Annotated in this window: 14 protein-coding genes; 3 read left to right on the top strand and 11 right to left on the bottom strand. The window is 53.0% G+C overall.

All coding sequences use genetic code 11. From position 1 onward, the window contains the following. Positions 1-137: 137 nt before the first annotated feature. Entirely contained in the window at positions 138-713 is a 576-nt protein-coding gene (gene nfuA / locus WC1_RS02845; protein WP_003023509.1) for a Fe-S biogenesis protein NfuA, read from the bottom strand. Positions 714-771: 58 nt separating this feature from the next. Continuing rightward, entirely contained in the window at positions 772-1455 is a 684-nt protein-coding gene (gene gntX, locus WC1_RS02850; protein WP_016151104.1) for a DNA utilization protein GntX, read from the bottom strand. Between the two features lie 37 nt (positions 1456-1492). On the opposite strand from gntX, the gene bioH reads away from it, so the two are divergent. Continuing rightward, positions 1493-2263 carry a pimeloyl-ACP methyl ester esterase BioH gene (gene bioH, locus WC1_RS02855; RefSeq protein WP_016151103.1) on the top strand — a complete coding sequence of 257 codons (771 nt, stop codon included), beginning with the start codon at positions 1493-1495 and terminating at the stop codon, positions 2261-2263. Between the two features lie 45 nt (positions 2264-2308). Here the strand turns inward: bioH and WC1_RS02860 are convergent, their stop codons facing one another. The 6 genes from WC1_RS02860 to greB form a co-directional block, all read right to left on the bottom strand. Continuing rightward, a complete protein-coding gene (locus WC1_RS02860) occupies positions 2309-3247 on the bottom strand; it encodes an Rpn family recombination-promoting nuclease/putative transposase (protein WP_016151102.1) in 939 nt (312 codons plus the stop codon). Positions 3248-3492: 245 nt separating this feature from the next. Next, entirely contained in the window at positions 3493-3729 is a 237-nt protein-coding gene (feoC, locus tag WC1_RS02865) for a [Fe-S]-dependent transcriptional repressor FeoC (RefSeq protein WP_003023516.1), read from the bottom strand. Positions 3730-3740: 11 nt separating this feature from the next. Beyond that, a complete protein-coding gene (feoB, locus tag WC1_RS02870; RefSeq protein ID WP_016151101.1) occupies positions 3741-6059 on the bottom strand; it encodes a Fe(2+) transporter permease subunit FeoB in 2319 nt (772 codons plus the stop codon). A gap of 18 nt (positions 6060-6077) precedes the next feature. Then, complete coding sequence (gene feoA / locus WC1_RS02875; RefSeq protein WP_003023519.1) at positions 6078-6305, bottom strand: ferrous iron transporter A; 228 nt, start codon at positions 6303-6305, stop codon at positions 6078-6080. A gap of 375 nt (positions 6306-6680) precedes the next feature. Further along, positions 6681-9014 carry a Tex family protein gene (locus WC1_RS02880; protein WP_016151100.1) on the bottom strand — a complete coding sequence of 778 codons (2334 nt, stop codon included), beginning with the start codon at positions 9012-9014 and terminating at the stop codon, positions 6681-6683. Between the two features lie 98 nt (positions 9015-9112). After that, entirely contained in the window at positions 9113-9586 is a 474-nt protein-coding gene (greB, locus tag WC1_RS02885) for a transcription elongation factor GreB (RefSeq protein WP_003023524.1), read from the bottom strand. A gap of 225 nt (positions 9587-9811) precedes the next feature. Here greB and ompR point away from each other — a divergent pair, with 225 nt between their 5' ends. After that, positions 9812-10531 carry an osmolarity response regulator transcription factor OmpR gene (ompR, locus tag WC1_RS02890; protein ID WP_001157751.1) on the top strand — a complete coding sequence of 240 codons (720 nt, stop codon included), beginning with the start codon at positions 9812-9814 and terminating at the stop codon, positions 10529-10531. After that, positions 10528-11880 carry a two-component system sensor histidine kinase EnvZ gene (gene envZ, locus WC1_RS02895; protein WP_003837891.1) on the top strand — a complete coding sequence of 451 codons (1353 nt, stop codon included), beginning with the start codon at positions 10528-10530 and terminating at the stop codon, positions 11878-11880. Before ompR ends, envZ begins: the two co-directional genes overlap by 4 nt. A gap of 56 nt (positions 11881-11936) precedes the next feature. Here envZ and nadS read toward each other — a convergent pair whose 3' ends face one another. The 3 genes from nadS to pckA all read right to left on the bottom strand — a co-directional run bounded on the left by nadS (position 11937) and on the right by pckA (position 14348). Continuing rightward, positions 11937-12233: a NadS family protein gene (gene nadS / locus WC1_RS02900; RefSeq protein ID WP_003837894.1), complete on the bottom strand. Its 297-nt coding sequence runs from the start codon at positions 12231-12233 to the stop codon at positions 11937-11939. 52 nt (positions 12234-12285) lie between these two features. Then, positions 12286-12603, bottom strand: a complete 318-nt coding sequence (locus WC1_RS02905; protein ID WP_003847996.1) for a type II toxin-antitoxin system RelE/ParE family toxin — start codon at positions 12601-12603, stop codon at positions 12286-12288. 122 nt (positions 12604-12725) lie between these two features. Next, on the bottom strand, positions 12726-14348 hold the full coding sequence (gene pckA / locus WC1_RS02910) for a phosphoenolpyruvate carboxykinase (ATP) (protein WP_003023529.1): 1623 nt from the start codon (positions 14346-14348) through the stop codon (positions 12726-12728). Positions 14349-14669: the final 321 nt, after the last annotated feature.

Here is a 14669-nt window from a genome sequence, read left to right as displayed (position 1 = left end):
AATTATGCAGGGGATTATTACAGGGTACGTGCAGAGAAATGTAAGGGCGTAGGCCGGATAAAGCGTTTACGCTGCCATCCGGCATCGATGCCCGGTGGCGACGCGGATGCGTCTTACCGGGCCTACAAGTCTGGTCGTTAGTAGTAAGAGTGCTCGCCGCGCTGGTGTTCGGTTAAATCGCGAACGCCTTTCAGTTCAGGGAATTCAGCCAGCAGCTGCTTCTCGATACCTTCTTTCAGCGTCACATCGACCATTGAACAGCCGTTACAGCCGCCGCCAAACTGCAGAATGGCGTAGCCTTCATCGGTGATTTCCATCAGAGATACGCGACCACCGTGGCCAGCCAGCTGTGGGTTGATCTGCGATTGCAGCATGTACTCCACGCGTTCCATCAGCGGCGCATCATCGGCAACTTTACGCATTTTGGCGTTTGGTGCTTTCAGGGTCAGCTGGGAGCCTAACTGGTCGGTAACGAAATCGATTTCTGCATCTTCCAGATACGGTGCGCTCAGTTCATCAACATATGCGGTCAGCAGGTCAAATTTAATGGCGGTGTCGGTTGCTTCCACGGCGTCCGGCGGACAATAAGAAACGCCGCATTCAGCGTTAGGCGTGCCGGGATTAATCACAAATACGCGGATTTGCGTCCCTTCTTCCTGATTTGCCAGCAGTTTGGCAAAGTGCGCTTGTGCAGCATCGGAAATATGGATCATAGTAATGGCCTAATAGTTGACTATTTTACTTGGTTATAATACGCCCATCATCGAGGCTCTACAAGGTTCGACACAGGCACCATACCTGGACAGTCGCCGCGCCGTTGCGTAAAAGCAGCTGCGCGATTTCCGCGACGGTACTTCCGGTAGTGACGACATCATCCACAATAACCATATGGAGTCCCTGCACCGGCAATTCAAGGCGAAAGGCATTTTTCAGGTTACGTTTACGTAATCGGGCGCTGAGATGGTGCTGTGTGGCGGTTGCCCGAACCCGCGAGATGGTCCGGCTGTCCCAGTCGCAACCCAGCCAGCGTGCAAGCGGACGGCACAGTAAATCGCTCTGATTAAACCCTCTGCGCCAGTGTCGGCGTTGCCAGAGCGGGACGCTGACCAGCCTGTCCGGCAGAGGAAGAGCGCTGACGCGCCGGGCCTGTAGTACCTCCAGCAACAGCAAACGCGAAAGAGCGGAGGCTGTTTCGCTGCGTCGCGAAAACTTGAGCTGGTGAATAAGCCCGCTCAACGGCGGAGCATAGTCGCTGACGGTGACCAGCCGCTGCCACGGCGGCGGTTTTTGCAGGCAGCGCCCACAGGGAATGACGGTATGAGCGGCAGGGAGTCCACATTGGGGGCATAGGCTGGCGTGTTGGCGCGTTGCCCGCGTACAGACTGAGCAGATCCCCCAATGCCCTAACGTCAGGGGCATTCGGCATAGCCAGCACAATCCCGGTACTGTTAGCATAGATGCATCCTTTCAGGCTAAAAGAGAACAATAACTGATGAATGACATCTGGTGGCAGACCCAGGGTTCGGGAAATTGCCATCTTGTGCTGCTGCACGGATGGGGACTGAATGCGCAAGTGTGGCATTGCATAAGCGAGGAACTGAGTTCGCATTTTACGCTGCATCTTGTCGACTTACCGGGATTTGGTCGTAGCCAGGGTTTCGGTGCAATGTCGCTGGAAGAGATGGCTGAGCGGGTATTGAAACAGGCACCGGAGAAAGCTATCTGGCTCGGCTGGAGTCTGGGCGGGCTGGTCGCGAGTCAGGTAGCCCTAACGCATCCTGAGCGTGTTCAGGCGCTGGTGACCGTCGCGTCTTCCCCTTGCTTTAGCGCGCGGGATGAGTGGCCGGGTATCAAGCCAGAGGTGCTGGCAGGCTTCCAGCAGCAGCTGAGCGAAGATTTCCAGCGTACAGTGGAGCGTTTTCTGGCATTGCAAACGATGGGTACGGAAACCGCGCGTCAGGATGCGCGAGCGTTGAAGAAAACGGTGCTGGCTTTACCCATGCCGGACGTCGAAGTGCTTAATGGCGGGCTGGAGATCCTGAAAACGGTCGATCTGCGAGAACCGCTGTGCACGGTGGAAATGCCTTTCCTGCGGCTATACGGCTATCTTGATGGCCTGGTGCCGCGCAAAGTCGTCCCGATGTTGGATGCCCTGTGGCCGCAGAGTGAGTCGTTGGTGTTTGCTAAGGCGGCGCATGCGCCGTTTATCTCGCATCCGGCGGAGTTCTGCTCAGCGCTGGTGGCGTTAAAACACCAGCTATAGCCCCTGTTGATTTGCCCGGTAGCGTCGCGCTTGCCGGGCCTGAAATTAATGGGGTTGTGCTGGCAGGTCTTCAGCGCTAAGCCCAGTAATTCTGAGTATTGTTAATCTGTCGATACCATCCGCTAGCATGGTCGTCGCGATGCGCAAAGCTTCCTCTCGTTTGCCCGTTTGTAACCCCTCTTGTAATCCTTTCCGATGGCCTTCCTGAAGGCCATTAAGATGCCCTTCCTGTCGTAATCTTTCGGCGATAGTCATCAACTTGTCCTTATGTTGGGGTAAACGTTCGGCGATTTCATGAATAAACTCGCCAAAATGCACGGTGTCTCCGGCTTGCATCAGGTAATTAAACAAGGCTTTCAACTGGCTGTCATTAGCGTGTCCTTTAACAAGCAGGATGGCCAGTTTTTCTACCAGCCCCATCAAATCGCGTTTACGGATATGTTTTTGGATGAGTTCCAACAGCGCCATCCGGCGATGCTGCATAATCTCGTCATCGGGCACAACGGTGATATCGATCAGTGGAAACGCGGTGCTATAAAGCTGTCTGGCGGACTCCGGGTCATCAAACTCGTCCAGCCAACAAAGTGAATAGGGGTAGGGGCTTGTTGCACCATGATAAAAAAGTAGGGGGATTACCAGAGGCAGTTTCTTATGTCCCGCATCCAGATGACGCTGCATTACCGCAATGGCATAGCGCATTAGCCGAAATGCCATGTGAGCATCGGCGCTGCTTTGATGTTCAATAATGGTGTAAATGTAACCATCACCTTCGCGAGTTTTTAACGACCACAGCACGTCGGAATAGTACGCGCGTAAATCGTCCTCGATAAAGCTGCCTGATTCCAGTTGCAGCGTTTTAAGATCGCATAGTTTTTGTAAAGAGGCTGGAAGATGGAGCTGTAGAAAGTCGCGTGCGGTTGCCGGGTGGTTTAAGAACGTTTTGAAAATCGCGTCATGCGGCGTAGCAGTCGTGTCAGCATTCATGGCGGTCCGTCACCTGAGGAACAAGATGACGAGACTCTACTTTCATGGTCGGCAGTAATCATCCACGAATTAATAACGATGCGTGGCTGGCTGGAGGATAGATCTTTTTTGCTGAAATAATGAAATCTATGTGGAATCCATTACGCAAAAAAGCCGGATATCTGCATAAACGAATTATCCGGCCTGGACGTTTGCATCATTTGTAGGCCGGATAAGCGTAGCGCCATCCGGCAAAGAGCATCTGATTAGCGTAAAGCCCACCATTCGCGCAGGCAGGCTTTACCTTCCGGGCAACTTTTGCAGCTTCCGGAAAGACACCCGTCGGCATCTTCCTGAATCCGCACCGCTTTGCCCATCTTTTCTAACTGATTCAGCATGGCGTCAATCATGGGCTGCGGGGTATGCAGCGTGTGGCTAATTTGTGTTGCCTCCATACGCCCCCGCAAAGCCAATAAATCACGAACCTGAATAAGTGATGCCATTGTCGATAACCTTAGTGGCAATCGCCAGTCGTGCTGGAACAGCAGGAACTCGCCGTTTTGTTGGTTGCCAGCAGTGCGAGGTCCACGCGGCTGCGAGCTCGACGCAGCAGGCCCAGCAGCACGATGTTAAACAGAATGACCGCTAAAATGCACACCAGGCTGTAGGTCGGGTGTTCTTTGTAGCTGACCGCCTGATAAAACAGCGTTGACAGCGAATAAGCGATATTCAGCCCCCACAGAACCGAGAAGCCCATCCAGCCACGGCTGGATTCACGTGCGATAGCGCCCATCACTGAAATGCACGGCACATACAGCAGAACAAAGATCAGGTAGCTGTACGCGGCGGCGGCGCTGCCAAATTTCTCGCCCATCACGCCCATTGCGCCCGTCGCCATTTCGCCGTCGCCCTTGCTGGCTTCGATAGGGTTAGCCAGTACGCTCAGGCTAAAGGTGTCTTTCAGGCTTTGCCAGGTTTCATCCACTGCGCCGAGCAGCTCGTCACCGAGGTGGAAATCTGCCGGGTTGAACTCTTCTTCCTGAATGTTTTCCGCGGTATAGAGCGTGTTCAGCGTACCCACCACCACTTCTTTCGCCATCGCGCCGGTGAACAAACCTACGGTTGCCTGCCAGTTATCTTCGTGAACGCCAATCGGTTTAAACACAGGAGTAATAACACGGCTAACGGAGGCCAGAGCAGAGTCGTTGATGTTATCGACGATTTTCCCGCTCAGCGAGAAACTGTTAAACGCGCTGAGGAAAATGCTGACGATGATGATGACTTTACCTGCACGCAGAACGAAGCCTTTCAGCCGTTGCCAGGTCTGAATAATCAGACTCTTGATGTGCGGCACGTGGTATACCGGCAGCTCCATCACGAACGGCGTTGCTTCACCACGCATGATGGTGTGTTTGAGCATCAGGCCCGTCAACACAGCCATCACGATACCCAGTACGTACAGCGAGAAGACCGCCAGTGCGCCGTTCTGACCAAAGAACGCCGCGGCAAAGACGGCGAAAATCGCCAGACGTGCGCCGCAGGACATAAACGGCGCCATCATGATGGTCATCAGACGCTCACGCGGGGCGTCCAGCGTACGTGCGCCCATCACGGACGGTACGTTACAGCCAAAGCCGACGATCAGCGGGACGAACGATTTGCCCGGCAGTCCCAGCGCCTGCATCAGACGGTCCATCACAAACGCGGCGCGCGCCATGTAGCCGGAGTCTTCAAGGAAGGAGAGGAACAGGTACATCATGCCGATTTGCGGTACCAGCGGCAGCACGGTGTTAATCCCGCCGCCAAGGCCCTGGGCCAGGAAGATGGTTAGCCAGTCCGGGAAGTGCAGCGTGTAGCCAATCCACTGAATACCATGGATAAAGAGTGCTACGGAGCCAACGTCAAACAACGGTTGCAGCGCGCCACCGATGTTAATGGCGAGCAGGAACATCAGGTACATCACGAACAGGAAAATCGGTAGCCCGAGGAAGCGGTTGAGAACGATTTTATCTACCGCGGTGGTGAAACGGCTCGGTTCTGCCGTCAGAGTATTGCTGACGGTATCGCAGATAGCGGCAATGCACTGATAGCGCGCATCGGCGATGTGCAGCGCCGGATCGTCCATAGTCTCGCTCAGGCGTGCGATGGAAGCATCGAGATTTTGCGCGGCATCACCCGCATATGCGCGGCTGTAGATATCGCCTTCCAGCATCTGCAGGCCCAGCCAGCGGCGCTGTTTGAGCGGCATATCTTTGGCCATCGCGTCGGCGAGGGAATCCGCTTCCTGCAGCAACGGCTGGGCATAATGGACCAGCTCGACGGTGTCGTTTTCTTTGTAGCGATCGATCGCCAGCTTCAGCGCTTCAATGCCGCGGGCGCGGGTGGAAACCAGCGGAACCACCGGGCAGCCAAGACGTGCTGAGAGGGCGTCGATATCAATACGGATTTGCTGCTTTTCAGCGATATCCAGCATATTCAACGCGACGATGCAGGGGATGCCCAACTCAAGCAGTTGCAACGTCAGGTAGAGGTTGCGTTCAAGGTTTGAAGCATCGACCACGTTGATCAACAGATCCGCGTCGCCGCTTAAAATATAGTGGCAGGCAATCTGCTCATCGAGAGAGGTCTGGGATGAGATTGTCGTCAGAGAATAGGTGCCGGGTAAATCCACCAGCGTGACCTGATGGTCCGTTGTGGCGAAATGACCTTCTTTACGCTCAACGGTAACGCCAGCCCAGTTACCTACACGCTGGCGCGCGCCGGTAAGCTGGTTGAATAAAGTTGTCTTGCCGGAATTAGGATTACCAATTAAACCAATGGTTAGTTTTTTCATTTTTATAGACTCACTGTATTAACAGGAAACCGCTTCCACTTCTAATAACGCCAAATCCTTTTTACGCAATACCAGACTTACGCGACGCGTTTCGATATGGATAGGATCGCCGAGCGGGGCGACGCGTACTACGTTGAAGGAGGAGCCGGGCAGCATGCCAAGTGACAACAGTTTCTGACGATAAGCCGGGCTGATTTCACGGGCAAAGCCGGTAATTTTCCACGCACTGTCAGGAGTGAATTGCATAGGGACCTACTTATATCTCGCTAACTGGATGATTACCTCATGGGGCGACAGGGCGGCATGAGACCAGATGATTAGCCAACGTAAGGAAAGAGTAAATAATCAACAAAACAATGATAATGAGAATGGTTTCTATCATCAATAGAATAAATGTGACGGAATGTACAATTGGATAATAATTTGAGCCAATTTTGATATTCCTCAATATTTATTCTTGTAGGGAAAGAATGGTTCGCGGAGGTAATTATTGAGAATCTTAATGTTTAATTAAGGTTTCATCTGTTAATAAAGTGATAAATATATTGTGGTGAAAAGCGGGGGATATATTAAATATGCCGGATAAGGTATTGATTCCGTCATCCGGCACACGGTTTAAACTTAGCGCTTTTTACCCATTGCCGCCGCCAGCGCATCCATCATAGCGCTGTTGCCCGCAGGCTGGGCGTCACGGCCACGCGGTTTCGCCGCTTTTGGCGCTGGGCGATTGCCCTGAGTGCGATCGTTATTCCCGCCGCCGCGACGCGCATTGGTTTCACCCGGCTGCTCGTCCAGACGCATGGTCAGCGCGATACGCTTACGTTGCAGGTCCACTTCCAGCACTTTCACCTTCACAATGTCGCCCGCTTTCACCACGGTGTGTGGATCGTCGACGAACTTATTCGACAGCGAAGAGATATGCACCAGGCCATCCTGATGAACGCCGATATCAACAAACGCGCCGAAATTGGTGACGTTGGTGACCGCCCCTTCCAGGATCATTCCCGGCAGCAGATCGTTCATGGTTTCGACACCATCGGCAAACTGCGCGGTTTTAAATTCAGGACGCGGATCGCGACCCGGCTTTTCCAGCTCTTTGATGATGTCGGTGACGGTCGGCACCCCGAAGCGTTCGTCAGTAAAATCGGCGGCTTTCAGATTGCGCAGTTCGTTGCTGTTGCCCATCAGGTCACGCAGCGATTGCTCGGTAGCGGCCAGAATGCGTTCCACAATCGGATAGGCTTCCGGGTGAACGGTGGAGGCATCCAGTGGGTTATCGCCATGGTTGATGCGCAGGAAGCCTGCGCACTGTTCAAAAGCTTTTGGCCCCAGACGGCTGACTTTCAGCAATTGCTGACGGTTCTGGAACTGACCGTTCTCATCACGCCAGGCAACGATATTTTGCGCCATCATGCGTGTCAGGCCGGCCACGCGGGTCAACAGCGGAACGGAAGCGGTATTGAGATCGACGCCGACGGCGTTCACACAGTCTTCCACCACCGCGTCCAGCTTACGCGCCAGTTGTGTCTGGCTAACGTCGTGTTGATACTGGCCTACACCGATGGATTTCGGATCGATTTTCACCAGCTCAGCCAGCGGATCCTGCAAACGACGGGCGATAGACACTGCGCCACGCAATGAAACGTCGAGATCCGGGAACTCCTGCGCCGCCAGCTCGGAAGCCGAGTAAACCGATGCCCCGGCTTCGCTGACGATCACTTTCTGCGCGGTGACTTTCGGGAACTGTTTCTGCACGTCGAGGAAGAAGCGCTCGGTTTCGCGCGACGCTGTACCGTTACCAATCGCCACCAGCTCAACGTTGTATTTTTCACACAGCGCCGCAACGGCAACGGCGGCTTTGGCGGCCTGACCGGTGTGTGGATAAATGGTGTCGGTCGCGACCAGCTTACCGGTACCGTCAACAACCGCCACCTTCACGCCGGTACGCAGGCCGGGATCGAGGCCCATGGTGGCGCGCAGGCCGGCCGGAGCCGCCATCAGCAGGTCATGCAGGTTGCGGGCAAAGACGTTGATTGCTTCATCTTCCGCGCGTTCGCGCACGGTGCCCATCAGTTCGGTTTCGAGGTGCATCAGCACCTTAATTCGCCATGTCCAGCTTACAACGCCTTTACGCCAGCTGTCTGCCGGTGCGTTGTTCAGGCGCAGTCCCAGGTGGTTCTGGATAATCTGTTCGCCGTGGCTCTCTTTCGGCGGCTCATCGAATTGCGGATCGGCATTCAGCGAAAGCTGCAGCACGCCTTCGTTACGGCCACGGAACATGGCCAGCGCACGGTGGGATGGCACGGTAGAGATCGGTTCGTGGTGATCGAAGTAGTCGCGGAATTTCGCGCCTTCCTCTTCTTTACCGCTTACCACGGTGGAAACCAAATGCGCGTTCTTCCACAGATAGTCACGCACTTTCGCCAGCAGCGCGGCATCTTCAGCGAAGCGTTCCATCAGGATGTAACGTGCGCCGTCGAGGGCCGCTTTGGTATCCGCCACGCCGTTGTCGGCGTTGAGATATTTAGCGGCTTCTGTTTCCGGGTCGTGAGACGGCTCGTTCCACAGCAGGTCTGCCAGCGGTTCAAGGCCTGCTTCAATGGCGATCTGCCCACGGGTACGGCGTTTAGGTTTGTACGGCAGATAGAGATCTTCGAGTTCGGTCTTACTTAACGTGCCGTTGATCGCTTTCGCCAGGTCGTCGGTCAGTTTGCCTTGCTCGCCGATAGATTTCAGGATTGCCTGACGGCGGTCTTCCAGTTCACGCAGATATCCCAGACGGGTTTCCAGATTACGCAGTTGCGTATCGTCCAGACCGCCGGTGATTTCCTTACGATATCGTGCGATAAACGGCACGGTGTTCCCTTCGTCAAGCAGGCGAACGGCAGCTTCTACCTGTTCAGCACGAGCCTGAATTTCACCTGCGATAATGCGGCAGAAAGAATCATTCATCATGGATAGCTTCGTCTATAGGATAAAAAATCAGGGGATAGTTATACGGATTGACTGACAAAAATGCCAGCCATCTGCCGGGGCTTCGGATTGTTCCGGTCTCACTTAACGTATTCAATCTCGTTCACGTACCAGCTGGCTTCGCCACCAGGAGTGTTTACTACTGCGAGATCGCCGACTTCTTTTTTCAGCAGCGCTCGCGCCATTGGTGAGTCGATAGAGATGTAATCTTTACGACCGAAGATCTCATCGTAGCCAACAATACGGAATTTGCGGATGTCGCCATCGTCATTTTCAATCTCAACCCATGCGCCAAAGAAGACTTTGCCCTCCTGCTGCGGGGAGTAATCGACGATTTTCAGATTCTCCATGCACTTGGTCAAATATCGGACGCGGCGGTCGATCTCACGCAGGCGCTTTTTATTATACTGGTAGTCGGCATTTTCGCTGCGGTCACCCAGACTTGCGGCCCAGGTAACTTTTTTGGTGACTTCCGGGCGCTCTTCACGCCAGAGATAATTCAGCTCTTGTTTGAGTTTTTCATACCCTTCACGGGTTATCAGGGGCGTTTTCATCTTATTGTTTTACCTTCGACTCTGTGATGATGCGCACAATTAGTATTACGTGAGCATATCAACAGAATAAATAATGTATTGCGAGAAACATTGTATACTTAAGCTGCTGTTTAATATGCTTTGTAACAATTTAGCCTGGAATTCATACCAGAATTCGCTGGTGACTCACGTTAGCTTTCTTAAGAATATACACTTAATTGTTGCGAACCTTTGGGAGTAATAACAATGCAAGAGAACTATAAGATTCTGGTGGTCGATGACGACATGCGCTTACGTGCGCTTCTGGAGCGTTATCTGACCGAGCAGGGCTTCCAGGTTCGAAGCGTCGCAAACGCTGAGCAGATGGATCGTCTGCTGACCCGTGAGTCTTTCCACCTGATGGTGCTGGATTTAATGCTGCCGGGAGAAGATGGCCTGTCTATTTGCCGTCGCCTGCGCAGCCAGAGCAACCCGATGCCGATCATTATGGTTACGGCGAAGGGCGAAGAAGTGGACCGTATCGTTGGACTGGAAATCGGCGCTGACGATTACATTCCGAAACCGTTTAACCCGCGTGAACTGCTGGCGCGTATTCGCGCTGTGCTGCGTCGTCAGGCGAACGAACTGCCGGGCGCGCCTTCTCAGGAAGAAGCAGTTATTGCGTTTGGTAAGTTCAAACTGAACCTCGGTACGCGTGAAATGTTCCGTGAAGATGAGCCTATGCCGCTCACCAGCGGTGAGTTTGCGGTGCTGAAAGCACTGGTCAGCCATCCGCGTGAGCCGCTGTCCCGCGACAAGTTGATGAACCTCGCCCGTGGTCGTGAATATTCTGCGATGGAACGTTCTATCGACGTCCAGATTTCCCGTCTGCGTCGCATGGTGGAAGAAGATCCGGCGCATCCACGCTACATTCAGACCGTATGGGGTCTGGGCTACGTCTTTGTTCCGGACGGTTCTAAAGCATGAGGCGAATGCGCTTCTCGCCACGAAGTTCGTTTGCCCGCACGTTATTGCTCATCGTCACCTTGCTGTTTGCCAGCCTGGTGACGACTTACCTGGTAGTGCTGAACTTCGCGATTCTGCCGAGCCTCCAGCAGTTTAATAAGGTCCTGGCCTACGAAGTTCGTATGCTGATGACCGATAAACTACAGTTGGAGGACGGTACGCAACTGGTGGTGCCGCCCGCATTCCGTCGGGAAATTTATCGTGAGCTGGGTATTTCCCTCTATTCCAACGAGGCCGCTGAAGAAGCCGGACTGCGTTGGGCGCAACACTATGAATTCTTAAGCCATCAGATGGCGCAGCAGTTGGGTGGCCCAACGGAAGTCCGCGTTGAGGTAAACAAAAGCTCGCCGGTTGTGTGGCTGAAAACCTGGCTGTCGCCCAACATCTGGGTACGTGTGCCGCTTACGGAAATTCATCAAGGCGATTTCTCACCGCTGTTCCGCTATACGCTGGCGATTATGCTGCTGGCTATCGGTGGCGCGTGGCTGTTTATCCGTATCCAGAACCGACCGTTGGTGGATCTTGAACATGCGGCGCTGCAGGTGGGGAAAGGTATCATTCCACCGCCGTTGCGGGAGTATGGCGCTTCAGAGGTGCGCTCCGTAACCCGAGCCTTTAACCATATGGCCGCAGGTGTGAAGCAGTTGGCCGATGACCGTACGCTGTTAATGGCGGGCGTGAGCCACGATTTACGTACTCCGCTGACGCGTATTCGTCTGGCAACGGAAATGATGGGCGAAGAGGACGGTTATCTTGCGGAGTCCATCAATAAGGACATCGAAGAGTGTAACGCCATCATCGAGCAGTTCATCGATTACCTGCGTACCGGTCAGGAGATGCCGATGGAGATGGCGGATCTGAACTCGGTGCTGGGTGAAGTGGTTGCGGCAGAAAGCGGATACGAACGTGAAATCGAAACTGCGCTGCAGCCTGGCGCCATTCAGGTGAAAATGCACCCGCTGTCGATCAAGCGTGCGGTTGCCAATATGGTGGTTAACGCCGCCCGTTACGGCAACGGCTGGATTAAGGTCAGTAGCGGTACGGAGACGCATCGCGCCTGGTTCCAGGTAGAAGATGATGGTCCGGGCATCAAGCCGGAGCAGCGTAAGCACCTGTTCCAGCCATTTGTCCGCGGCGACAGCGCGCGCAGTACCAGCGGCACGGGGCTGGGTCTGGCGATTGTGCAACGTATTATCGATAACCATAACGGCATGCTGGAGATTGGTACCAGTGAACGTGGTGGGTTGTCGATTCGTGCATGGCTTCCGGTTCCTTTCACTCGCGCGCAGGGTATCACGAAAGACGTATAAGAAAGGGAGGCGAAATGCCTCCCTTTGTTTACGGGATACAGAGTAAAACCTCTGGCTTAAATTGCTTTTAATTGATTAATTATAAATGGATTTTTTTGAATTAATAAAAGCAGTTTTCTTGGTGCACCAGTCGGCTGGCGTCGTTTCGTTTCCCAGCTTTTAACCAGGTCATAACTCACGCCAACAGCTATGGCAAAATCCTGTTGGCGTAACCCTGTTGCTTCGCGGATGGCTTTAACATCAATTTCGCTAAAGGTATGTACATGTTCAGGCTTAGGTGTTTCTTCACCTTTCTCTATACGCACCATTTCTTCTGCACTGGCCAGCAAATCGGCAAATAATTCGTCTTTCATTTTGGCCTCACCACACCGGATAGCGGTGTCCTGATGATTAAAATTCCCATGATTAAATCAGCATATTGGATAAGTGCATTAAAACTCTTTTTTGCTCTTCGGTTAAATCATCCTGTTCATTTTTAGGATAGAGCAAAGCGAGATAGATTCGACCTTTGCGCGTCACGTTGTAATAGATAACCCTAATACCGCTGCGTTTGCCCATACCAGAGCGACTCCAGCGAATTTTTCTGAATCCACCTGTACCAGCGATAGTATCTCCAGCCTCAGGGTTCTCTATAAGCGCCTCTTGAAAAGCGCGAAACTCATCGTCAGGCAAAAGTAACGGACGGCGTTTACTAAATCCTTGTAGCTCAATAAATGTGAACATAGCGCGTCCTGCGCATGGGGTTGATAGTACAGATTATAGGTGTACCGAGTACATTTTAAAAGATAAACACAATAAAAAACCCCTTACCCTCTCGGATAAGGGGCTATATAAGGAATCAAAAATTACAGCTTCGGTCCGGCGCTAACCAGCGCTTCACCCGCAGGGGTGTCGGTGTATTTCTCGAAGTTCTCGATAAACAGTTTCGCCAGTGCATTGGCTTTTTCTTGCCACTGCTCTGGAGACGCGTAGGTATTACGCGGATCGAGAATGCGCGTATCCACGCCCGGCAACTCGGTCGGGATAGCCAGGTCAAACATCGGCAGACGGAACGTTTCTGCGTCATCCAGCGAACCGTTCAGGATGGCGTCAATAATCGCACGGGTATCTTTGATAGAGATACGTTTGCCAGTACCGTTCCAGCCGGTGTTAACCAGATACGCCTGCGCACCTGCCGCCTGCATACGTTTCACCAGCACTTCTGCATACTGCGTTGGGTGCAGAGACAGGAATGCTGCGCCGAAGCAGGCAGAGAAGGTAGGGGTCGGTTCGGTAACGCCGCGTTCGGTACCGGCCAGTTTGGCGGTGAAGCCAGACAGGAAATGGTACTGAGTTTGGTCTGCTGTCAGGCGAGAAACCGGCGGCAGCACGCCAAATGCGTCGGCAGTCAGGAAGATCACTTTGGTCGCATGACCCGCTTTTGACACTGGCTTAACGATATTATCGATGTGATAAATCGGGTAGGAAACGCGGGTGTTTTCAGTTTTGGAACCGTCGTCGAAGTCGATGGAACCATCTTCGCGCACGGTGACGTTTTCCAGCAGCGCGTCACGACGAATTGCGTTGTAGATTTCTGGCTCGGCATCTTTAGACAGTTTGATGGTCTTCGCGTAGCAACCGCCTTCGAAGTTAAATACGCCGTCGTCATCCCAGCCGTGTTCGTCATCGCCAATCAGGCGGCGTTTCGGATCGGTGGACAGCGTTGTTTTACCGGTACCGGACAGGCCAAAGAAGACTGCCACATCACCTTTTTCCCCGACGTTTGCCGAGCAGTGCATGGAGGCAATGCCTTTCAGCGGCAGCAGGTAGTTCATCACGGAGAACATACCTTTCTTCATTTCGCCGCCGTACCAGGTGCCGCCAATCAGCTGGATACGCTCAGTCAGGTTGAAAGCCACGAAGTTTTCAGAGTTCAGACCCTGCTCTTTCCATTGTGGGTTGGTGCACTTAGCGCCGTTCATCACGATGAAATCCGGTTTGAAATCAACCAGCTCTTCGTCGCTTGGGCGGATGAACATGTTTTTGACGAAATGCGCCTGCCAGGCAACTTCGGTAATGAAGCGCACGGAAAGACGGGTATCGGCGTTAGCGCCGCAGAATGCATCAATGATAAACAGGCGCTTGCCGGAAAGTTGCTGGGTAACTAATCCTTTCAGATGCTGCCAGGTTTCCGGGGAGAGCGGTTTGTTGTCGTTCTTACCTTTACCTTTGTCGGACCACCAGAGCGTGTCGCGCGTGGTGTCGTCACGGACAATGTACTTATCCTTTGGCGAACGTCCGGTAAAGATACCGGTATCAACGGCAACGGCGCCCAGATTCGTTAACACGCCACGTTCATAACCTTCCAGGTTTGGATCAAGTTCTTCCTGGAAAAGCGTGTCGTAGTCTGGATTGTAAACGATATCCTGAACGTCATTGATACCATAAGCCTTGAGATCTTGCGGGGTTAAACTGTTGTTCACACGCATTTCACTGCTCCTTAGCCAATATGTATTACCTGGAATAGTAAGGTTTTTTAGGGATTGCTAACCGCGACAAGGCTCATAGATTTACGCATCCGGGAAAATCACGGGTTACCGAATACGCTGCGACTCCTGTCACAAAGAGGCGGATATTATGGCAGGAAACCCTTTTTTGTTGTGGAAAATGTTCTTAAAACGTTAATGAAGAGTGTTTTTGGCGGGAATCTTGTGAGTGTAATCGCATTCACGTAAGAAAATAACGTAACTCATACATATACAATATCGATTCACTTCCCGTCGCGTTAGTCTGAAATCAGCCTACCAATG

It is taken from the genome of Citrobacter sp. KTE30 (genome assembly GCF_000398825.1).
Lineage (GTDB): Bacteria > Pseudomonadota > Gammaproteobacteria > Enterobacterales > Enterobacteriaceae > Citrobacter > Citrobacter freundii.
The sequence above is the reverse complement of the archived record's forward strand: the minus strand, read 5'-3'. Positions and strand labels throughout refer to the sequence as shown.